This is a genomic window from Kosakonia sp. S42 (genome assembly GCF_016624785.1).
GTDB lineage: Bacteria > Pseudomonadota > Gammaproteobacteria > Enterobacterales > Enterobacteriaceae > Kosakonia > Kosakonia cowanii.
This window is the reverse complement of sequence record NZ_JACVTW010000010.1, coordinates 134,750-155,221: the sequence shown is the minus strand read 5'-3', so window position 1 is coordinate 155,221 and position 20,472 is coordinate 134,750. Positions and strand designations below refer to the sequence as shown.

The window sequence follows — 20,472 nt, the reverse complement described above, 5'->3', positions numbered from 1 at the left end:
AGAGGTGCCCAGAGAAGACTGAGATTTAGTCAGGTTGTTCTGAGTCATCAGCGACAGGGTGTTAGTATTAATAACAGCCATGATGTAATTCCTTCATAAAAATAGTTATCAGATTCAGGCATCTGCCTACGGCTTTCTCGCCGTTAACCTGATTATCGACAGCCTCCGAACAACCTTTAGAAAAAAGATCATTTTTTTTAAAGCGATAAACTGCCCCTGATTCACCCTCTTTATTTAGCCATTGCTTTAAAAAAAAGCTTCTAATCTTTTCACCATCGCTGCCGATACTCTCCACAGTGATTGTCCAAAACTGAAGGATGAAGAAATGGCAACTGTAAGTTCACTTGGCGCAGGCACCAGCCTGGATCTCAATACGTTGTATGACAATTTGCAGACAGCTGAACAGACTAAGCTAACGCCGATTACGACTCAGCAGTCCTCTTATAAGGCAAAGCTGACGGCCTGGGGCGTGGTGCAAACCTCCCTTAATAAGCTGCAGACGGCGGCGGATGCGCTGAAAAACACCTCGGCAATCGCAGGGACGAAAGTGTCGAGCACCAACACCGCGTTTACTGCCACACTCGCTAATAGCGCGTCGGCGGGTACGTACTCTATTGAAGTATCCGCGCTGGCGGCGTCACAGTCGCTGCTGAGCCCGAAAGTCGCCAACAAAGATACCGATTTAGGCGACCAAAGCCTGGACTCGCGTACGATTACCATCACGCAGCCGGGTCAGAAAACCCCGATGACCGTGACGCTGGATAAAGATAAGACCAGCCTTGCGGATATGCGCGATGCGATTAACGCCAAACAGGGCAGCGTCACCGCCAGTATCATCAAAGCGGACGACAACAGTTACTACCTGTCGCTGACCTCGCGCGACAGTGGCACCACCAACCAGATGACCATCACCACTAATGATGCGGAACTGGCGAAGTACGTTAGCTACGATTCAACGAATACCGGCAGTGCCAGCAATGTGATGACACAGCAGGTGGCGGCGAGCGATGCGAAAGTCAAAATCAACGGCATCGATATCACCCGTAGCAGCAACAAGATCACCGACGCGCCGGAAGGCGTAACGCTGACGCTGAACAAGCTGACTACCGGTACGCCGGAAACGCTGACAGTGACCAAAGATAACGCGCCGATGACAGCAGCGGTGCAGGCTTATGTCGATGCCTATAACTCACTGCAGACCACCATTGCTAACCAGACAAAATATACGGCGGTGGATCAGGGAAGTAGCGCTCAGAACACCTCTAACGGCGATCTGCTGGGTGACGGTACGCTGCGTAACATTCAGACGCGTCTGCGCTCGCAGCTCTCTGCATCACAGTCAGGTAATGACAGTTTTTCCGTATTGTCGCAGCTGGGAATCACCCAGGATGTAAGCGGTAAACTGACCGTTGATAGCACCAAGCTTGAAAAAGCATTGAATGAAAAATCCGCCGATGTGGTGACGTTCCTCTCCGGCGATGGCAAAACCACGGGCTTTGCGACTCAGGCGAGTAACCTGCTGAAAGATATTCTCGGCAGTAAAGGTAGCATCCAGAACGCGACCGACGGCATTAACAAAACCCTGAAGCGCCTGGATACGCAATATAAAGCGGTGAGTGACCAGATTACGGCCACCATGGCGCGCTACAAAACGCAGTTCACCAGTTTGAGCCAGTTAGTCTCCTCCATGACATCGACAGGGAACTATCTGACCCAACAGTTTAATGCAATGAGTTAATAAACCATTAGTTGAGGTTGGACATGTATACGAAATCGGGAATTCAGGCTTATGCTCAGGTCGGCGTCGAAAGCGCCGTGCTGAGCGCGAGCCCGCATCAACTCGTGGTATTGCTTTTTGATGGCGCGTTAAGCGCCATGAAAAAAGCCGCGATCCTGATTGAGCAGGGAGATATCCCCGGTAAAGGACAGGCGCTTACAAAGGCAATTAATATCATTAACAACGGATTGCGTGCGGGACTCGACCATGAAGTCGGTGGCGAGCTTACGGCAAACCTGGACAGTCTTTATGACTACATGACACGACGTCTTTTACAGGCAAATCTCCATAATGACCTCGCCGCTATTGATGAAGTCACCCTGTTGCTGAGCAATATTGCTGATGCCTGGAAAGAGATTGGCCCCACTCATCAAAACGCGCGGGACACTTACTAATGGAAGCAAATCTCGGGTTGGTCCACCACTATCAGCAACTGTTGGCCACCAGCCGTACCATGCTCAACCTTGCTAAGGAAGGGCATTGGGACGAACTTATCAACTACGAACTGGGGTACGTTACCTCGGTTGAGAAGTTGACACAGTTCCAGGACTCGAGCGAAGCAGCGCCTCATGTGCAGGCGCAAATTCGCCCGATGCTCAAGCAAATCCTGGATAATGAAGTGTTATTGAAGACATTGTTAAACCAGCGAATGGACGAGCTGAGGACATTGGTTGGTCAAACCTCCCGACAACATAACCTGAATTCGACATATGGACGTCTTTCCGGAAATATTCTCTTCCCCAATGAGATGTAAATCTCATTAGCGGCGGGTGCTGCGGTTTCCCCCCTCACCCGCCACGTTTTCCTCTTTTCGCACGACCTAGCGGTTAATATCCAGACCCGCTTTCTCCAGCGCCTGCTGACACTCCACGGTCGGTTTATCGGTGCGCGACAGCGTTAGCCCATCAAACTCCAGCGTATTGCCTTCCTGACTTAAGCGATAGACATCCAGCTTCTGCGTGACGTTATAAAATTTATCGCCATCCAGCATCAGTTTGCCAGGAACCGCAATTACGCGCTGCCACTGGCGGCAATCAAGAGTATCGCCCTGCGGCGTCACAATCAGGCTGGCGATCGCCTCCGGGCTGACCAGGCTGCTCTGCGGCCCCGTTGATTGCCAGTAACCCGCTAATCCTGCGGGCGCCGGGTGTTTCACCACCGCCTGATAGTTATCCACCTGCACGCAGCCGCTCAGCAGCAGCATCGCGCCGAGAATCATACGCTTTTTCATTCTTCATCCTGCTCGTGAAAAAAAGCGATTGTGGCATTAAAGGCCGCGCCTCGCCACCCTTTCACCGCGCGAGAACAACTTTGATCTACGCCAGGTTTTTGCCCTATTGTGCAGCGGTTCAGGCGTGAAGACGTGTATCATCCCGCTTCTTTTGTACGACTTTTCTGTACGTCCCCATACCTTCTGAGTTCAGAGGCTTTTTACTATGTCATGGCAACACTTCAAAGACCGCTTCCTTATTAAGTTCTGGTCTCCTGTTCCGGCGGTGATCGCGGCCGGTATTCTCTCTACCTACTATTTCGGCATTACCGGCACCTTCTGGGCGGTGACCGGCGAGTTTACCCGCTGGGGCGGTCAGTTACTGCAACTGGCCGGAGTGCACACCGAAGAGTGGGGCTACTTCAAAATTATCCACCTCGAGGGCACGCCGCTGACGCGCATCGACGGCATGATGATTATCGGCATGTTCGGCGGCTGTTTTGCCGCTGCGCTGTGGGCTAATAATGTGAAACTGCGTATGCCGCAGAACCGCATCCGTATCGCGCAGGCGATTGTCGGCGGCATCATTGCCGGGTTTGGCGCGCGCCTGGCGATGGGCTGTAACCTTGCCGCCTTCTTTACCGGGATCCCACAGTTCTCTCTCCACGCCTGGTTTTTTGCCATCGCCACAGCGATCGGCTCCTGGTTCGGCGCGCGCTTTACCCTGCTGCCGCTGTTCCGCATCCCGGTGAAGATGCAGAAGGTCACTGCCGCTTCGCCGCTCACCCAGAAGCCCGATCAGGCGAAGCGCCGTTTTCGTCTTGGTATGTTGGTGTTTATTGGCATGCTCGGCTGGGCGCTGTTAACGGCGATGAACCAGCCGAAGCTGGGGCTGGCAATGCTGTTCGGCGTGGGCTTTGGTCTGCTGATTGAGCGGGCGCAAATCTGCTTTACCTCGGCGTTCCGCGATATGTGGATCACCGGGCGCACGATGATGGCGAAGGCGATCATCTTTGGCATGGCGGCGAGCGCCATCGGTATTTTCAGCTATGTGCAGCTGGGGCTGGAAGCGAAAATCATGTGGGCCGGCCCCAATGCGGTGCTCGGCGGTCTGCTGTTCGGTTTTGGTATTGTGCTGGCGGGCGGGTGTGAAACGGGCTGGATGTACCGCGCCGTCGAAGGCCAGGTGCACTACTGGTGGGTCGGGCTGGGTAACGTGATTGGCTCAACCATCCTGGCGTATTTCTGGGACGATCTCGCGCCGACGCTTGCCACCAGCTGGGACAAAATCAACCTGCTTAACACCTTCGGGCCGCTCGGCGGTCTGCTGGTCACCTATCTTCTGTTACTGGTCGCGTTTCTCTTTGTGGTCGGCTGGGAGAAACAGTTCTTCCGCCGCCAGAAACCTGCCGCCAACCCTGCTAAGGAGCCTGCATGAGCATTGTGCCTGATTACCGTCTCGATATGAGCGGCGAACCCTGCCCCTACCCGGCGGTCGCCACCCTTGAAGCGATGCCGCAGTTGAAAAAAGGGGAAATTCTTGAAGTGGTCAGCGACTGCCCGCAGTCGATTAATAACATTCCGCTCGATGCGCGCAACCACGGCTACACGGTGCTCGATATCCAGCAGGATGGGCCAACCATCCGCTATCTGATTCAGAAGTAGCCCACTTTTGCGCCGCAGCAGGCGGCGCAAGGTATAAAAAAACCAGGCGGGAGTGTTCCGGCCTGGTTTTTTTTATCTCTGCGTCTGTGAACTACAGCTGCATATTCATAATGTCCTGGTAAGCAGAAACCAGTTTGTTACGCACCTGGATGCCCATCTGCAGCGAGATCGATGATTTCTGCAAATCGGTCATCACGTCATTCAGCGCCACGCCCGGCTCGCCAAGCGTAAATTTCTCCGCCTGTACACGTGCGGCGTTCTGCGTGTCGCTGATGCGATCCAGCGCCGCGTGCAGTTGCCCGGCGAAGCTGATAGACGGTTCGCTCTCCACGCTCTGAGCACGCGCAACACCTGCAGTTGCCTGCAGCTGACTGACAACGCTCTCAATGCCCTGTATAGCCATTATTATTCCCCGGATGGATTGATACCTGACAAGGCTAACAGTTTGTCAATGAGATGATGGCGGTAAATAGCGTCAAAAAACCAGGTTATTTGAGGCATAGAAAAATCCATTTCATCAAATAATGACATCGCCATCTTAATGGTCATTTGTCGAGTTTGCCGACCCGGGAGTCCGATTTGTTTCTCAACTCACATAACAACATCCACCCAGAGTCACGAGGTGCACAATGAGTGCGACTGCAACAACTGCACCGCAGAATAAATCTCTTGAGTGGATCAACCGCTTACGCGCGAACCCAAAAATTCCGTTGATGGTGGCCGCGGCAGCAGCCTGCGCCATCATTGTCGCTATGGTGCTGTGGGCGAAATCGCCGGATTACCGCACCCTTTATAGCAACCTGTCCGATCAGGACGGCGGTGCCATCGTTACCCAGTTAACGCAGATGAATATCCCCTACCGCTTTGCTGACGGCAGCGGCGCGATTGAAGTGCCCGCTGACAAGGTGCACGAGCTGCGCCTGCGTCTCGCCCAGCAAGGGCTGCCGAAAGGCGGCGCGGCGGGTTTTGAACTGCTGGATCAAGAGAAGTTTGGTATCAGCCAGTTCAGCGAGCAGGTTAACTACCAGCGCGCGCTGGAAGGCGAACTGGCCCGCACTATCGAAACCCTCGGTCCGGTAAAAGGCGCCCGTATTCACCTGGCGATGCCAAAACCGTCGCTGTTCGTGCGTGAGCAGAAATCCCCGTCCGCGTCGGTCACCGTCAATTTACAACCGGGTCGTGCGCTGGATGATGGTCAGATCAGCGCTATCGTTCACCTGGTCTCCAGCGCCGTTGCTGGCCTGCCGCCGGGCAACGTGACCGTTGTCGATCAGAGCGGTCGCCTGCTGACGCAGTCTGGCGTTGCCGGTCGCGATCTGAATGACGCGCAGCTGAAATACACCGCCGATGTCGAAAGCCGTGTGCAGCGTCGTATCGAAGCGATCCTCGGCCCTATCGTCGGTAACGGTAATGTTCACGCTCAGGTGACTGCCCAGCTGGATTTCGCCAGCAAAGAGCAGACTGAAGAGCAGTACGCGCCGAACGGCGGTGACCCGGCACAAGCAGTGCTGCGTTCACGCCAGGTTAACAGCAGCGAGCAGATTGGTGGGCAGTATCCGGGCGGCGTACCTGGCGCACTCTCCAACCAGCCGGCTCCGGCTAACTCTGCGCCGATTACTACGCCGCAGAATGGTCAGAACGGTCAGAACGGCCAGCAGAATGCGCAGGGCCAGCAGCAGGGTCAGCAGACGACCTCGACCAATACCGCATCAAGCGGCCCGCGTAACACTACGCATAATGAAACGAACAACTACGAAGTCGATCGCACCATTCGTCACACCAAGATGAATGTTGGCGATGTGCAGCGCCTCTCCGTCGCCGTGGTGGTGAACTACCGCACGCTGGCTGATGGCAAAACTGCCGCGCTGACCGCCGATCAGCTGAAACAGATTGAAGATTTAACCCGCGAAGCGATGGGTTACACCGAGAAACGCGGTGACACGCTGAACGTCGTGAACTCGCCGTTCAACATGACCGATGATGTCGGTGGTGAGCTTCCGTTCTGGCAACAGCAGTCGTTTATCGACCAGCTGATGACCGCAGGTCGCTGGTTACTGGTACTGATTGTCGCCTTCATCCTGTGGCGTAAAGCGGTCCGTCCGCAGCTGGTTCGCCGCCAGGAAGAAGCGAAAGCGGTGCAGGAAGCAGCACAAGCGCGTAATGAAATTGAAGAGTCCGTGGAAGTACGCCTCAGCAAAGATGAGCAACAGCAGCAGCGCCGCAGTAATCAGCGTCTGAGCGCCGAGGTCATGAGCCAGCGTATTCGCGAAATGTCAGATAACGATCCGCGCGTCGTGGCGCTGGTCATTCGCCAGTGGATGAGTAATGAACATGAGCAATAATCTTACCGGAACTGACAAGAGCGTCATTCTGCTGATGACCATTGGTGAAGATCGCGCGGCTGAGGTGTTTAAGCACCTCTCCGCCCGCGAAGTCCAGCACTTAAGTACCGCAATGGCCAGCGTGCGTCAGATCTCTAACAAACAGCTGATGGACGTACTGCAGGAGTTTGAGAACGAAGCGGAACAGTTCGCGGCGCTGAACGTCAACGCCAACGACTACCTGCGCTCCGTCCTGGTAAAAGCGCTCGGCGAAGAGCGCGCCTCCAGCCTGCTGGAAGATATTCTCGAAACGCGCGATACCACCAGCGGCATCGAAACGCTCAACTTTATGGAGCCGCAGAGCGCCGCCGACCTTATCCGCGACGAGCACCCGCAGATTATCGCTACCATCCTTGTGCACCTCAAACGGTCGCAGGCGGCAGATATTCTTGCCCTGTTTGATGAGCGTATGCGTCACGATGTGATGTTGCGTATCGCCACCTTCGGCGGCGTACAGCCTGCCGCGCTGGCGGAGCTGACCGAAGTGCTGAACAACCTGCTCGACGGCCAGAACCTCAAGCGCAGCAAAATGGGCGGCGTGAGAACCGCAGCGGAAATCATCAACCTGATGAAGACGCAGCAGGAAGAAGCGGTTATTACCGCAGTACGCGAATTCGACGGCGAGCTGGCACAGAAGATCATCGACGAGATGTTCCTGTTCGAAAACCTGGTGGATGTCGACGACCGCTCTATCCAGCGCCTGCTGCAGGAAGTGGATTCCGAATCGCTGCTTATCGCCCTCAAAGGCGCCGAGCCGCCGTTGCGCGAGAAGTTCCTGCGCAACATGTCGCAGCGTGCGGCAGATATCCTGCGCGACGACCTGGCCAACCGCGGTCCGGTTCGCCTCTCGCAGGTGGAAAACGAACAGAAAGCTATCCTGCTCATCGTTCGCCGTCTGGCGGAAACCGGCGAGATGGTAATTGGCAGCGGCGAGGATACCTATGTCTAATGAATTGCCGTGGAAACGCTGGACGCCAGATGATCTGGCGTTCCCGCAGGCAGCCGAATTCGCCCCCCTGCTGAAGCAGGAAAAAGCCGCCTCGCCCTATGAGAGCGAAGAGACAGAGCAGGACGAACTGAGCGCCGAGCAGCTGCAACAGCAGCAGCTGGCGCAGATCCAGATGCAGGCGCACGAAAGCGGCTACAACGCCGGTCTCGCCGAAGGACGCAAAGCGGGTTATGACGCCGCGTTTCAGGAAGGCCTTGCCCAGGGTATGGAGCAGGGTCTGAACCAGGCTCGCCAGCAACAGGCCCCGATCCACGCCCGCATGCAGCAGCTGGTGAGTGAATTCCAGTACACGCTGGATGCCCTCGATAGCGTAATCGCCTCCCGCCTGATGCAGATGGCGCTGGAAGCGGCGCGCCAGGTGCTTGGCCATGCGCCGGTGGTGGACAACAGCGCGCTGATCAAACAGATCCAACTACTCTTACAACAAGAGCCGCTGTTTAGCGGCAAACCGCAGCTGCGCGTCCACCCGGACGATCTGCAGCGCGTTGAAGAGATGCTTGGCGCAACGCTCAGCCTGCACGGCTGGCGTCTGCGCGGCGACCCGACCCTGCATCAGGGCGGCTGCAAAGTCTCCGCCGATGAGGGCGATTTAGATGCCAGCGTCGCCACACGCTGGCAGGAACTGTGCCGTCTGGCGGCACCCGGAGTCGTGTAATGACCGCACGTTTAACCCGCTGGCTGACCACGCTGGATAATTTCGAACACAAAATGACGCAGCTCCCGTCGGTGCGTCGTTACGGTCGGCTGACCCGTGCCACCGGTCTGGTGCTGGAAGCAACCGGGTTACAGCTGCCGCTCGGCGCGACGTGCATTATTGAACGTCAGGATGGTCTGGAAACCCGTGAAGTCGAGAGCGAAGTGGTCGGCTTTAACGGTCAGCGCCTGTTTCTGATGCCGTTAGAAGAAGTGGAAGGCATTCTGCCCGGCGCGCGCGTCTATGCCCGCAGCGCATTAGGCGATGGTTTACAAAGCAGCAAACAGCTGCCGCTCGGCCCTGCCCTGCTCGGCCGCGTACTCGACGGGGCTGGAAAACCTCTCGACAGCCTGCCCGCACCTGATACCGGTGAAACCGGTGCCCTGATCACGCAACCTTTTAACCCCCTGCAACGTACGCCGATTGAACATGTGCTTGATACCGGCGTGCGCGCCATCAATGCGCTGTTAACGGTCGGGCGCGGCCAGCGTATGGGGCTGTTCGCCGGTTCCGGCGTCGGTAAGAGCGTGCTGTTAGGCATGATGGCCCGTTACACCCAGGCAGACGTGATTGTCGTCGGCCTTATTGGTGAACGTGGCCGCGAAGTAAAAGACTTTATCGAGAACATCCTCGGCGCTGAAGGCCGTGCGCGTTCCGTGGTGATCGCCGCACCTGCGGATGTCTCTCCTTTATTACGTATGCAGGGCGCGGCTTACGCCACGCGTATTGCGGAAGACTTCCGCGACCGCGGCCAGCATGTGTTGCTGATCATGGACTCCCTGACCCGTTATGCGATGGCGCAGCGTGAGATCGCGCTGGCAATTGGTGAGCCACCGGCGACCAAAGGCTACCCGCCTTCAGTCTTTGCCAAACTGCCCGCGCTGGTAGAGCGCGCGGGTAACGGTATTCACGGCGGCGGTTCTATCACCGCGTTTTATACCGTGCTTACCGAAGGGGATGACCAGCAGGATCCGATCGCCGACTCGGCGCGCGCCATCCTCGATGGTCACATTGTTTTATCCCGCCGACTGGCGGAAGCCGGACACTATCCGGCGATTGATATCGAAGCGTCCATCAGCCGTGCGATGACCGCTTTGATCTCTGAGCAACATTACGCGCGCGTGCGCAACTTTAAACAGTTGCTGTCGAGCTTCCAGCGTAACCGCGATTTGGTGAGCGTCGGCGCCTACGCGCGCGGCAGCGATCCGATGCTGGATAAGGCCATAACGCTCTGGCCACAGCTGGAAGCGTTTCTGCAACAGGGCATTTTCGAACGTGCCGGGTGGGAAGATTCAATGCAGGCTTTAGAGCTTATCTTCCCGGGTGTCTGAGGTAGTGGAGAGCTGACTTTATGACGCAAAACAGCGCATTAACGACGCTAAAGGATCTGGCGGAAAAAGAGGTCGACGACGCCGCACTGAAACTGGGTGAGATGCGACGCGCCTGCCAGCAGGCTGAAGAGCAGTTAAAAATGTTGATCGATTATCAGCATGAATACCGCAACAGCCTGAACAACACCATGAGCCAGGGGATCGATAACCAGCGCTGGCAGAACTACCAGCAGTTTATTCAGACGCTGGAGAAAGCCATTGAACAACATCGTCTGCAGCTGAAGCACTGGAACGAGAAAGTCGATTTCGCGCTCGGCTGCTGGCGCGAGAAGAAACAGCGTTTACAAGCCTGGCAAACCCTGCAGGATCGTCAGAGCGCCGCAGCGTTGCTGGCGGAAAACCGTCTTGATCAGAAAAAAATGGATGAGTTTGCACAACGAGCGTCATCGAGGAAAACAGAATGATCACTCTGCCAAAACTGGTAGTTACTCAAACCGATGATGTCGCAACCGGCGCATCAGCGGGTAAAGCAGGCGCTGATGGCGCACAAGATTTTCTCGGTCTGCTGACCGGCGCGCTCTCCGGCGTGCAACGCCCGGGTAGCGATGCCCCGGTGACGCTTGCCGATCTGCAGGCGGCTGCCCTGAGCGGCAAGCTGGCAAAAGGTTCAATCAACGGTGCTGCTGTCGCGGCGGCTGGCGGTGACGCACGCGCGCAAACCCCGGCGCAGAAGCTGGCGGATCTGCTGGCACGCCAGGATGCAAAAGCGGATATCGTTGCCAGCGCCCAGAGCGATGAAGAGATTGCGAAACTCTTCTCCGGCCTGTCGCCTGCGGCGAAAACCGATCTCCTCGCCGCGTTAAGCAAAACGGCGAAAGCCAGCGATGTTAAAGCCGACAGCGACACCCCGAATGAAGATTTAGCCGGGCTGAGCGCCCTGATGGCGATGCTGCCGCATCAACAAGCCGCGCAGCTCAGTTCAGAGGCAAAACCGACGGCAATGACCGCCGCCATTGGTGCTGGCGCAAGTGCGAAAACCGCGCTTGCAGGCCGCACGTTGAACGACGCCGTGGATAGCGATCAGCCGCGCGGCAATGGGAAAGCTGATACCGCAGCGAACGGCGTACCGTTTAAAGCGGCAGACGATGGCCAGCAAAATGCGCCGATCGCCTCAACCTTTACCGTTAAACGCGAGCATGAAACGGCTGCGTTGCAAACCACCAACACCACCGCCAGCATGGCACCGGTGTCGAGCGCCGTCAGCGGCGCGCAGGCCAGTGCCCCGGTGGCCGCGTCGGTTATCAGCGCCCCGCTGGGCAGCCACGAGTGGCAGCAGAATATTAGCCAGCACGTGACGCTCTTTACCCGCCAGGGCCAGCAAAGTGCCGAGCTGCATCTGCATCCGGAAGATCTGGGCCAGGTGCAAATCTCAATTAAGCTTGAAGATAACCAGGCGCAGCTGCAGATGGTATCCGCCCACAGCCATGTGCGTCAGGCACTGGAAGCGGCGCTGCCGATGCTGCGCACCTCTCTTGCGGAGAACGGCATCCAGCTTGGCCAGAGCTATATCAGCAGCGAAAGCTTCGCAGGCCAGCAACAGCAGGCCTCTCAGCAGCAACAGCAGCCTTCGCGTACCGGCAATAATGGCACGTTTGGCGGCGAAGAAGATGAAGCCATCGTTGCGCCGGCCAGCCTGCAATCCGCCGCTCGCGGCACTGGCGCAGTCGATATCTTCGCCTAAACGGCAGAGGTAGCATGATTATCCCCGTCTTTTCCACCCTTTGACCGGAGCAGGACACGGGATAATCATCGCATAAGCTGTTAACAGGAAGCCCGTATCAGATGACTGACTCCGCTATCACAAAAAAACGCAAGCGCTCTATCTGGATCCCGCTGCTGGTTTTAATCACACTCGCGGCATGCGCCGCGGCTGGCTATAGTTACTGGCGTATGCAGCAAAAACCTGCGGCTGATGCCAAGGTAGAAGCGCCACCGCCGCCGGCACCGGTCTTTTTCGCACTCGACACCTTTACGGTGAACCTGGGCGATGCGGATCGCGTGCTTTACGTCGGCATTACGCTGCGTCTGAAAGATGACGCCACGCGTGCACGACTGAGCGAATATCTGCCGGAAGTACGTAGCCGCCTGCTGATGCTCTTCTCACGTCAGGATGCCGCACAACTTGCGACCAACGAAGGCAAGCAGAACCTTGCTAACGCGATTAAAGAGACAATCGCAACGCCACTAGTGCCAGGACAACCTAAGCAGGAAGTCACTGACGTTCTTTATACAGCTTTCATTTTGCGGTAAAGACATGGGCGATAGTATTCTTTCTCAGGCAGAAATCGATGCGCTACTCAACGGCGACAGCGATAACAGCGATGATCCGAAACCGGGTAAAACGGGCGATAGCGATATTCGCCCCTATGACCCCAATACCCAGCGCCGCGTCGTTCGTGAACGTCTGCAGGCGCTGGAGATCATCAACGAACGTTTCGCGCGCCAGTTCCGTATGGGGTTGTTCAACCTGCTGCGTCGTAGCCCGGACATCACCGTCGGCGCGATCCGCATTCAGCCCTATCATGAGTTTGCGCGTAACTTACCCGTACCGACTAACCTTAACTTGATCCACTTAAAACCCCTGCGCGGTACCGGCCTGTTTGTTTTCTCGCCGAGCCTGGTGTTTATCGCAGTGGATAACTTGTTTGGTGGCGACGGGCGTTTTCCGACTAAGGTAGAAGGCCGCGAATTTACGCACACCGAACAGCGCGTCATCAACCGCATGCTGAAGCTGGCGCTTGAAGGCTACAGCGACGCGTGGAAAGCGATTCACCCGCTGGATGTCGAGTATGTACGTTCTGAGATGCAGGTGAAGTTTACCAACATCACCACGTCGCCCAACGATATCGTTGTGAATACGCCGTTCCATGTTGAGATCGGTAACCTGACAGGTGAGTTTAATATCTGTCTGCCGTTCAGCATGATTGAACCGCTGCGCGAAACACTGGTGAACCCGCCGCTGGAGAACTCACGTAATGAGGACCAGAACTGGCGTGACAACCTGGTGCGCCAGGTTCAGCACTCTGAGCTGAATTTGATTGCCAATTTCGCCGACATTCCCCTGCGCCTGTCGCAGATACTTAAGCTCAAACCCGGCGATGTGCTGCCGATTGATAAACCCGATCGCATTATCGCTCATGTGGACGGCGTACCGGTGCTTACCAGCCAGTACGGCACGGTCAACGGACAATATGCGTTACGTGTAGAGCACTTGATAAACCCGATTTTGAATTCGCTGAATGAGGAACAGCCCAAATGAGTGATATGAACAATCCGTCCGATGACAACAACGGAGCACTGGACGATCTGTGGGCTGACGCGTTGAACGAACAAAAGAACCCGCCGGCAACCAAGAGCGCGGCCGATGCCGTGTTCCAGCAGCTGGGCGGTGGCGAAGTGGGCGGCAATCTGCAGGATATCGATCTGATTATGGATATCCCGGTGAAGCTGACCGTCGAACTGGGCCGTACCCGGATGACCATCAAAGAGCTGCTGCGCCTGACGCAGGGTTCGGTGGTTGCCCTTGACGGTCTGGCGGGCGAGCCGCTGGATATCCTGATCAACGGTTATTTGATTGCACAGGGTGAAGTGGTGGTGGTCGCCGATAAATATGGCGTGCGCATTACCGATATCATCACCCCGTCCGAGCGTATGCGTCGTTTGAGCCGCTGAGGCACGTATGAAGACACAGGCCACGGTTTCGCAACCGTCCGCCGTTTACGGTTCGCCACTTATTCAGGTGAGTGGCGCACTGTTTGGCATCATCGCCGTGATTTTACTCGTGGCGTGGCTGGCCAAACGCTTCGGCTTTGGCGGCAAGACCGCCAGCAGCCGGGGATTAAAAGTCACCGCCAGCGCCGCGGTCGGCACGCGTGAGCGCGTGGTGATCGTCGATGTTGAAGATGCACGTCTGGTTCTGGGCGTAACGCCCACCCACATCAATTTGTTGCACAAACTTCCTCCCGCCCCCGTCGACAGTGACGCTGTGAACGAGAAAAACGTCGATTTTCAGGCCGTGATGAAGAATCTGCTTAAGCGTTCCGGGAGATCGTGATGCGCCGTTTGTTATCTATCGCCGCCGCCGGGTTGTGGCTGGCGGCGCCTGCCGCATTTGCCCAGTTGCCGGGCCTTATCAGCCAGCCGATGGCGGGTGGCGGTCAATCCTGGTCGCTGCCGGTGCAGACGCTGGTGTTTATCACCTCGCTCACCTTCCTGCCCGCCATTCTGCTGATGATGACCAGTTTTACCCGCATCATCATCGTGTTTGGCCTGCTGCGTAACGCCCTCGGCACGCCCTCCGCGCCGCCGAACCAGGTGCTGCTCGGGCTGGCGCTGTTTCTGACCTTTTTTATTATGTCGCCGGTGATCGATAAGATTTACGCCGACGCCTATCAGCCATTCAGCGAGAACAAAATCTCCGTGGATGTCGCGCTGGAGCGTGGCGCACAACCGCTGCGCGAGTTTATGCTGCGCCAGACCCGTCAGGCTGACCTGGCGCTCTTCGCCCGTCTCGCTAACAGCGCGCCGATCGAAGGCCCGGAAGCGGTGCCAATGCGTATTCTGCTGCCGGCGTACGTCACCAGCGAGCTGAAGACCGCATTCCAGATTGGCTTTACCATCTTTATTCCGTTTTTGATTATCGACCTGGTGATCGCAAGCGTGCTGATGGCGCTGGGGATGATGATGGTGCCGCCCGCGACCATTGCGCTGCCGTTTAAATTAATGCTGTTTGTACTGGTGGATGGCTGGCAGTTGCTGGTCGGTTCGCTGGCGCAAAGCTTTTACAGTTAGGAGCGGCAATGACACCCGAATCGGTCATGATGATGGGCACCGAGGCGATGAAAGTCGCCCTTGCCCTCGCCTCTCCGCTGCTGCTGATTGCCCTGATTACCGGTCTGGTGATCAGCATTTTGCAGGCGGCGACGCAGATCAACGAAATGACCCTGTCGTTTATTCCGAAGATCATTGCCGTGTTTGTCACCATCGTAGTAGCCGGGCCGTGGATGCTGAATCTGCTGCTTGATTACATGCGTACCCTGTTCAACAACATTCCTTACATCATCGGGTAATCCGGCCTATGTTGAACGTCACCAGCGACCAGTGGCTGCACTGGATCAGTATGTACTTCTGGCCGCTGCTGCGCGTGATGGCGCTGATCATGACCGCGCCGATCCTGAGCGAATCGCGCATCCCCCGCCGCATTAAAGTCGGTCTGGGAATTGTCATTACCATCGTTATCGCCCCGACGCTGCCCGATACGCCTGATATCGGTATCTTCTCGCCTGCGGCGCTGTGGGTGGGGATGCAACAGATTCTGATCGGCATTGCGCTCGGCTTCACCATGCAGTTCGCCTTTGCCACGATTCGTCTCGCCGGTGAGCTGATTGGCCTGCAGATGGGGTTGTCGTTCGCCACCTTTGTCGACCCGACCAGCCACTTAAACATGCCGGTGCTGGCGCGCATTCTCGATATGCTGGCGCTGCTGCTGTTTATGACGTTTAACGGCCATCTGTGGCTAATTTCGATGCTGGTCGACACTTTTCACACTCTGCCGATCGGCGGTAACCCGGTCAACAGTAATGCGTATCTGGCGCTGACGCGCGCGGCGGGGATGATTTTTATCAATGGCTTAATGCTGGCGCTGCCGATTATTACCCTGTTACTGACCATCAACCTCTCCCTTGGTTTGCTGAACCGTATGGCACCGCAGCTGTCGGTATTTGTTATCGGTTTCCCTGTCACATTGAGCGTCGGTATTCTGCTCATCTCGGCAATGATGCCGCTGATCGCGCCCTTCTGCGAACGTCTCTTCAGTGAGATCTTCGATCTGCTGGCAGATATCGTCAGCGAACTGCCGCAGAGATAGTACCCCTCCGCTTTGCAGTGTCATCCTGAGGATAATCCTAAAGTGAAATTTTAAAAACAGTCACCAGGATAACCCTGGCGCGGCTTATTTGTTTTTAGCATTCTCACAGAACGCAACATTTACTTTACTTTAAGATGATTCCTGGCAAATTATACGTAACTTTACGGGATAGTGGATTCGCCTGAGGTCTTCCCATGCACTTCAGTAATATATTCCTGTATGGCTTCTGAAGCTTCTGGCGGGTGGTGAATTATCGTTACGCATTGAGTGAGGGTATGCCATGTCAACGATTATTATGGATTTATGCAGTTATACCCGGTTGGGATTAACAGGGTATCTGACAAGCCGGGGAGTAAAAAAACGAGATATCAACGACGTGCAATCTGTTGATGAACTCGAATTAGCTTGCGCCACATTTCAACCTTCCGTGGTGTTTATTAATGAAGACTGCTTTATCCATGATCCAAGCAGCAGTCAGCATATAAAGCAGGTCATTAATCAGCATCCCCGTACACTGTTTATCGTGTTTATGGCCATCGCCAATATCCATTTTGATGAGTACCTGTTAGTCCGTAAGAACTTGTTAATTAGCTCAAAATCGATAAAACCTGAGTCTCTGGACAATATTTTGGGCGATTATTTGAGCAAAGAGAAAAAAAGTATCGGTACTATCAATCTGCCAACACTTTCATTGAGTCGGACAGAATCCAGCATGTTAAAAATGTGGATGTCAGGACAAGATACTATTCAAATATCCGATCAGATGAATATTAAAGCTAAAACGGTATCGTCACATAAAGGAAATATTAAAAGGAAGATTAAAACTCACAATAAACAAGTTATCTATCATGTAGTGCGGCTAACAGATAATGTTACTAACGGTATATTTGTGAATATGCGGTAAGACACAATTCTTATATCTACCCTCCGCAATGGAGGGCGATAAATTATTCAGCCAGCTCGACGAAAACCCCATCCGGGTGATCTTTTTCATTAAAGAACCAGATACCGAGCGGGTAATCTTCAAGAGCAACCAGGTACATCGTACCCTCATTGAATGCTTCAACAGCCAGCACAACACCCGGACGGCGTGGACCTCCGTCCGTTTTGACCGTAACCCGATCGTTAACCTTCATAATCACTCCCCCAGTCACATTTACGCCAGTGTAGATCAAAACGCGCAGGCTGGCAGCCCGTGCCATAAGCGTGACCTTTTTTCTGGCGTCTATACTTAAGCTCAGCACGCAACCATGAGGTGATAGCATGAAAACGGTGAGAGAGTACGACGAGACGGCCAAGCGTGACGTGCAGGTAGATATCGATGCACTGCTGGCGGCCATTAATGAGATCAGCGAAAGCGAAGTCCGGCGCATTGACGACGATGAGGGGCAGCGCGTCAGCGTCGACGGGCGTGAGTATCATACGTGGCGGGAGCTGGCGGAGGCCTTTGAGCTGGATGTGCATGATTTCAGCATTACGGAAGCGAACCGCTAAAGAAATACCCCGGCCGGTTAACGACCGGGGAAACTTGCTTACGCAAGAAGCACTTACAAAATTCGCACATCAGGGGAATCTGATGTAGAGCCCACTCTATCGGCTAATATTTGCCCTGACAAGATATATCGATAAAACAGGCATTTAGCCCCGGAGCCCTCACCATTAATCTATGCAGTGCCCTATTGATTTCAAGGAGCCAACAATGCCGAGCCTGGACGATCCGTTACTGATTTTTACCGACGTGGATGGCACCCTGATGGATAGCCATACCGGTGAATGGCAGGCCGCTGCCGGCTGGCTGAGCCGTCTGCGTGAGCAGGGTATTCCAGTCATTTTATGCAGCAGTAAAACCGCCGCCGAGATGGCTGCCCTGCAAAAGATATTGAGCCTCGAAGGTTTGCCGTTTATTGCGGAAAACGGGGCGGTAGTTCAGCTTGATGACTCCTGGCACGACGATGAGCACTACCCGCGTCTGATGAGCGGCGCCCCCCATGAAGAGATTGCCCGCGTGCTGAATGAGTTGCGTAATACGCACGGGTGGAAATTTACCTCCTTTTCCGATCTCGATGAGAGCGTACTGGCGGAAGTAACAGGCCTACCGCCTGCGCAAGCCGCGCTGGCAAAGTTACAGGAAGCTTCTGAAACGCTCATCTGGCGCGACAGCGATACCGAAATGGCGGCGTTTGACGATGCGTTATTGCAGCTCGGTCTGCGTTTCGTGCAGGGGGCGCGTTTCTGGCACGTGCTGGATGAGCGCGGCGGTAAAGATCAGGCGGTGAACTGGCTGACACGGCAATATCATCACTACACCGGGAAAAGCTTTACCACCGTCGGGCTGGGTGATGGCCCGAACGATGCGCCGCTGCTGGACAGCGTCGATTACGCAATCGTCGTCCGTGGGCTGAATCGTGAAGGTGTGACAGTGCGCCGCGATACCCCTGAGCGGGTCTACCACACCGAGCTTGAGGGCGCAGCGGGCTGGCGCGAAGGGCTTAATCAGCTGTTCGGCCTCTCATCGTCGGCGCAAACCTGATTACGCCCCTGATGCTTCGCCCGGTAGAGACGCCGGTCGGCAACGGATTGCAGGTGTTCAAAATCGTAGTTCCCCTCTTCCAGCGCATCGCTAACCCCCAGCGATGCGCTAATGCGAATGGTCGTATGCTTATGGATGAGGATCTCTTTGCTGGCGATACGCTGGCGAATACGCTCGCCTGTCGCGGCGGCCTCAGCCAGCGTGCAGCCCGGCAGAAGGATACAGAACTCCTCGCCGCCCACGCGCCCGGCAACCTGCTGCTCATCAAGGCTACTGCTGATTAACCCGGCGGTATGCGACAGCACCAAATCCCCGGCCTGGTGACCAAAACGGTCATTAACCTCTTTGAAGTGATCGAGATCGAGCTGGATCACCGCGAAGGGCTGCTGTTGCGTGCGCGCCTGTTGTGAGAGAATTTTTGCCCGCTCAAACAGCACGCCGCGATTACAGAGCCTTGTTAACGGATCGTACCAGGCCTGCCACTGCAACGTATTCTGCATGGCGTACATATTCTTCACCATCCGGCGGATCACTCCCCAGGCCACCAGCAGCATGGTCATAAACAGCAGCCACAGAATCGCCATCGCAATGCTGATACGGCCAAAATCGCCGCTGATCCCTTCGCGCAAAGTGTGGATACGCACCAGCACGCCATCGAAATGTTTCATTTTTTGCCAGCTGATGTAGCGTGCGCCGAGGCGCAGGCCGCCCACGGTATCTTTCGCCATCTCCGCAATGAGCCGCGCGCGCTCTTCAGGGTTAAAGGCGGGCTTCACGTTGTCGTCGAGCGAGGTGGTAGTGAGCAGCTTAAAGTGGCTGTCATAGAGCAGATAGTCGCCCTTCTCATCACTCTCGCCACCGGGACTGGCGTGCATCAGCAGAGCGTGAATGGCATCAACGGAAAAACTGACTCCCAGCGCCCCCAGCCAGTCGCCCTGATAATCGAGCGGTACGCTGGCCGTGACATCGCCATGATGCTCACTGCCCGGCGTCAGGTCGCTGAACCAGCGTACGCCGCGCCCGCGGTTCTGCTGCCTCTGCTGGCCGGTAAACCATGGGCGCATCAGCAGACGGTAATAGGTAGGCACAATGGCCTCTTCGCTGGCCTGAGTATCCGTCGTAATGAAAAATCCGGCGCGAGAGATATACCAGGCGCGACGCGGTAGCATCTGCGCATGAGTTGAGAGACGAAACAGGTAGCCCAGCTCCATCGCTGCGGTCAGTTCATTGTGCAGGTTCGGGTTGTCGCGGGTCAGCAGCGCCGTTTGTTCAACGAAATAGTCCGACACGCCATATACCGGCAGCGTGCGCTGGTTATCGCGACCGATCTGCCACTGCGGCAACGCGCGTTTGCCGTCAAACTCCCCGTGGCGTTTTCGCAGGACATTAAGATCGAGCGGCGTTTGCAGCGCCGCCTCCATGGTGTGGCGGAAAAAGAGCAGCCGTTCAACGCCGACCTGCATCTGCATATCCAGCGCATTGCTGACATTCTCCAGCGCGCTACGCTGGCTCGTTGCATAGGCGTTCTCCAGCACCAGCACTTCGCGCCAGGTGAGCACGGTCGAGCAGACCATCACGATCACAAAACAGAGGTTAACCACCCAGGTGGGATCGAAATAGCGTCCGGCGTTGTTACCCTGTCCGGGCAGATGATTAAAGGTGGAGTGGCGCACAGAGGCTCCCTGAAAAGTCTGGTTAACTGCTTTTGTCGCGCGCCGGTTGCCAAGAAAAACGCCCAGCAGAGCCGGGCGTTTGGTTGGTTATGCTTCTTCGTGAATGCGCTGCCCTTCGCCGGGCATTAGCTCATCTTCACGAAAGGCTTCCCGTTTGACCCCATAGCCGTCATACCACCGACACTCCACCATACCGCTGGCGTAACCGGTGACAATCATGCGCGGACCACCCTTTTTAGCCTGAACCTCATCACTGACCACAAAGACCATACCTGC

General features: G+C 55.8%; 27 protein-coding genes. 21 read left to right on the top strand and 6 right to left on the bottom strand.

The features are described from left to right. Positions 1 to 67: 67 nt before the first annotated feature. Positions 68 to 295, bottom strand: a complete 228-nt coding sequence (locus tag IAE50_RS14050; protein ID WP_128482697.1) for a hypothetical protein — start codon at positions 293 to 295, stop codon at positions 68 to 70. 30 nt (positions 296 to 325) lie between these two features. Between IAE50_RS14050 and fliD the strand changes: the two genes are divergently transcribed. Genes fliD through fliT form a run of 3 tightly spaced genes read left to right on the top strand, consistent with a single transcriptional unit; the run spans position 326 to position 2,531 of the window. Further along, the gene (gene fliD / locus IAE50_RS14045; RefSeq protein ID WP_200133931.1) at positions 326 to 1,738 is read left to right on the top strand and encodes a flagellar filament capping protein FliD; all 1,413 of its coding nucleotides are present in this window, start codon (positions 326 to 328) and stop codon (positions 1,736 to 1,738) included. 23 nt (positions 1,739 to 1,761) lie between these two features. Then, a complete protein-coding gene (fliS, locus tag IAE50_RS14040; RefSeq protein ID WP_200133930.1) occupies positions 1,762 to 2,172 on the top strand; it encodes a flagellar export chaperone FliS in 411 nt (136 codons plus the stop codon). Beyond that, entirely contained in the window at positions 2,172 to 2,531 is a 360-nt protein-coding gene (fliT, locus tag IAE50_RS14035; RefSeq protein ID WP_128482694.1) for a flagella biosynthesis regulatory protein FliT, read from the top strand. Before fliS ends, fliT begins: the two co-directional genes overlap by 1 nt. A 66-nt stretch (positions 2,532 to 2,597) precedes the next feature. Here the strand turns inward: fliT and yedD are convergent, their stop codons facing one another. Continuing rightward, complete coding sequence (yedD, locus tag IAE50_RS14030) at positions 2,598 to 3,008, bottom strand: lipoprotein YedD (protein WP_200133929.1); 411 nt, start codon at positions 3,006 to 3,008, stop codon at positions 2,598 to 2,600. Between the two features lie 205 nt (positions 3,009 to 3,213). Here yedD and yedE point away from each other — a divergent pair, with 205 nt between their 5' ends. Both yedE and yedF read left to right on the top strand, forming a co-directional pair. Further along, positions 3,214 to 4,425 carry a selenium metabolism membrane protein YedE/FdhT gene (gene yedE, locus IAE50_RS14025; protein ID WP_200133928.1) on the top strand — a complete coding sequence of 404 codons (1,212 nt, stop codon included), beginning with the start codon at positions 3,214 to 3,216 and terminating at the stop codon, positions 4,423 to 4,425. Then, entirely contained in the window at positions 4,422 to 4,652 is a 231-nt protein-coding gene (gene yedF, locus IAE50_RS14020) for a sulfurtransferase-like selenium metabolism protein YedF (RefSeq protein WP_034812490.1), read from the top strand. The genes yedE and yedF overlap by 4 nt, the downstream gene beginning before the upstream one ends. A gap of 91 nt (positions 4,653 to 4,743) precedes the next feature. Here yedF and fliE read toward each other — a convergent pair whose 3' ends face one another. Then, positions 4,744 to 5,058: a flagellar hook-basal body complex protein FliE gene (gene fliE, locus IAE50_RS14015; protein ID WP_094193003.1), complete on the bottom strand. Its 315-nt coding sequence runs from the start codon at positions 5,056 to 5,058 to the stop codon at positions 4,744 to 4,746. A 223-nt stretch (positions 5,059 to 5,281) separates the two neighbouring features. Between fliE and fliF the strand changes: the two genes are divergently transcribed. The 14 genes from fliF to rcsA all read left to right on the top strand — a co-directional run bounded on the left by fliF (position 5,282) and on the right by rcsA (position 16,897). Then, complete coding sequence (gene fliF, locus IAE50_RS14010; RefSeq protein ID WP_094420811.1) at positions 5,282 to 6,994, top strand: flagellar basal-body MS-ring/collar protein FliF; 1,713 nt, start codon at positions 5,282 to 5,284, stop codon at positions 6,992 to 6,994. Further along, the gene (gene fliG, locus IAE50_RS14005) at positions 6,984 to 7,982 is read left to right on the top strand and encodes a flagellar motor switch protein FliG (protein ID WP_023479131.1); all 999 of its coding nucleotides are present in this window, start codon (positions 6,984 to 6,986) and stop codon (positions 7,980 to 7,982) included. The genes fliF and fliG overlap by 11 nt, the downstream gene beginning before the upstream one ends. Continuing rightward, positions 7,975 to 8,697 carry a flagellar assembly protein FliH gene (gene fliH / locus IAE50_RS14000; protein ID WP_200580516.1) on the top strand — a complete coding sequence of 241 codons (723 nt, stop codon included), beginning with the start codon at positions 7,975 to 7,977 and terminating at the stop codon, positions 8,695 to 8,697. Before fliG ends, fliH begins: the two co-directional genes overlap by 8 nt. Next, entirely contained in the window at positions 8,697 to 10,067 is a 1,371-nt protein-coding gene (gene fliI / locus IAE50_RS13995; protein WP_042712908.1) for a flagellar protein export ATPase FliI, read from the top strand. The genes fliH and fliI overlap by 1 nt, the downstream gene beginning before the upstream one ends. A gap of 20 nt (positions 10,068 to 10,087) precedes the next feature. Further along, positions 10,088 to 10,531, top strand: a complete 444-nt coding sequence (fliJ, locus tag IAE50_RS13990; protein ID WP_042712910.1) for a flagellar export protein FliJ — start codon at positions 10,088 to 10,090, stop codon at positions 10,529 to 10,531. Next, positions 10,528 to 11,808, top strand: a complete 1,281-nt coding sequence (fliK, locus tag IAE50_RS13985; protein WP_200580515.1) for a flagellar hook length control protein FliK — start codon at positions 10,528 to 10,530, stop codon at positions 11,806 to 11,808. The genes fliJ and fliK overlap by 4 nt, the downstream gene beginning before the upstream one ends. 101 nt (positions 11,809 to 11,909) lie before the next feature. Further along, positions 11,910 to 12,377: a flagellar basal body-associated protein FliL gene (fliL, locus tag IAE50_RS13980; RefSeq protein ID WP_042712913.1), complete on the top strand. Its 468-nt coding sequence runs from the start codon at positions 11,910 to 11,912 to the stop codon at positions 12,375 to 12,377. A 4-nt stretch (positions 12,378 to 12,381) separates the two neighbouring features. Next, positions 12,382 to 13,386 carry a flagellar motor switch protein FliM gene (gene fliM, locus IAE50_RS13975; protein WP_054803160.1) on the top strand — a complete coding sequence of 335 codons (1,005 nt, stop codon included), beginning with the start codon at positions 12,382 to 12,384 and terminating at the stop codon, positions 13,384 to 13,386. Next, entirely contained in the window at positions 13,383 to 13,799 is a 417-nt protein-coding gene (fliN, locus tag IAE50_RS13970) for a flagellar motor switch protein FliN (protein ID WP_023479148.1), read from the top strand. The genes fliM and fliN overlap by 4 nt, the downstream gene beginning before the upstream one ends. Positions 13,800 to 13,806: 7 nt before the next feature. Then, the gene (gene fliO, locus IAE50_RS13965; protein ID WP_200580514.1) at positions 13,807 to 14,181 is read left to right on the top strand and encodes a flagellar biosynthetic protein FliO; all 375 of its coding nucleotides are present in this window, start codon (positions 13,807 to 13,809) and stop codon (positions 14,179 to 14,181) included. Then, positions 14,181 to 14,918: a flagellar type III secretion system pore protein FliP gene (fliP, locus tag IAE50_RS13960; RefSeq protein ID WP_023479117.1), complete on the top strand. Its 738-nt coding sequence runs from the start codon at positions 14,181 to 14,183 to the stop codon at positions 14,916 to 14,918. Before fliO ends, fliP begins: the two co-directional genes overlap by 1 nt. An 8-nt stretch (positions 14,919 to 14,926) precedes the next feature. After that, positions 14,927 to 15,196, top strand: coding sequence for a flagellar biosynthesis protein FliQ (gene fliQ / locus IAE50_RS13955; protein ID WP_023479157.1), 270 nt, complete (start codon positions 14,927 to 14,929; stop codon positions 15,194 to 15,196). Positions 15,197 to 15,204: 8 nt separating this feature from the next. After that, positions 15,205 to 15,993: a flagellar biosynthetic protein FliR gene (gene fliR, locus IAE50_RS13950; protein WP_200580513.1), complete on the top strand. Its 789-nt coding sequence runs from the start codon at positions 15,205 to 15,207 to the stop codon at positions 15,991 to 15,993. Positions 15,994 to 16,273: 280 nt separating this feature from the next. After that, positions 16,274 to 16,897, top strand: a complete 624-nt coding sequence (rcsA, locus tag IAE50_RS13945; RefSeq protein ID WP_076770094.1) for a transcriptional regulator RcsA — start codon at positions 16,274 to 16,276, stop codon at positions 16,895 to 16,897. Positions 16,898 to 16,940: 43 nt separating this feature from the next. Here the strand turns inward: rcsA and dsrB are convergent, their stop codons facing one another. Then, complete coding sequence (gene dsrB, locus IAE50_RS13940) at positions 16,941 to 17,129, bottom strand: protein DsrB (protein ID WP_042718106.1); 189 nt, start codon at positions 17,127 to 17,129, stop codon at positions 16,941 to 16,943. A gap of 127 nt (positions 17,130 to 17,256) precedes the next feature. Between dsrB and yodD the strand changes: the two genes are divergently transcribed. Then, positions 17,257 to 17,487, top strand: a complete 231-nt coding sequence (yodD, locus tag IAE50_RS13935) for a YodD family peroxide/acid resistance protein (RefSeq protein ID WP_023479164.1) — start codon at positions 17,257 to 17,259, stop codon at positions 17,485 to 17,487. Between the two features lie 205 nt (positions 17,488 to 17,692). Then, positions 17,693 to 18,523, top strand: coding sequence for a mannosyl-3-phosphoglycerate phosphatase-related protein (locus IAE50_RS13930; protein WP_200580512.1), 831 nt, complete (start codon positions 17,693 to 17,695; stop codon positions 18,521 to 18,523). On the opposite strand, the gene dgcQ is transcribed toward IAE50_RS13930, so the two are convergent. Continuing rightward, the gene (gene dgcQ, locus IAE50_RS13925) at positions 18,487 to 20,196 is read right to left on the bottom strand and encodes a cellulose biosynthesis regulator diguanylate cyclase DgcQ (protein ID WP_200580511.1); all 1,710 of its coding nucleotides are present in this window, start codon (positions 20,194 to 20,196) and stop codon (positions 18,487 to 18,489) included. The two genes, IAE50_RS13930 and dgcQ, sit on opposite strands and share 37 nt — an antisense overlap. 87 nt (positions 20,197 to 20,283) lie before the next feature. Then, positions 20,284 to 20,466, bottom strand: coding sequence for a YodC family protein (locus tag IAE50_RS13920; RefSeq protein WP_042717206.1), 183 nt, complete (start codon positions 20,464 to 20,466; stop codon positions 20,284 to 20,286). Positions 20,467 to 20,472 lie beyond the last annotated feature (6 nt).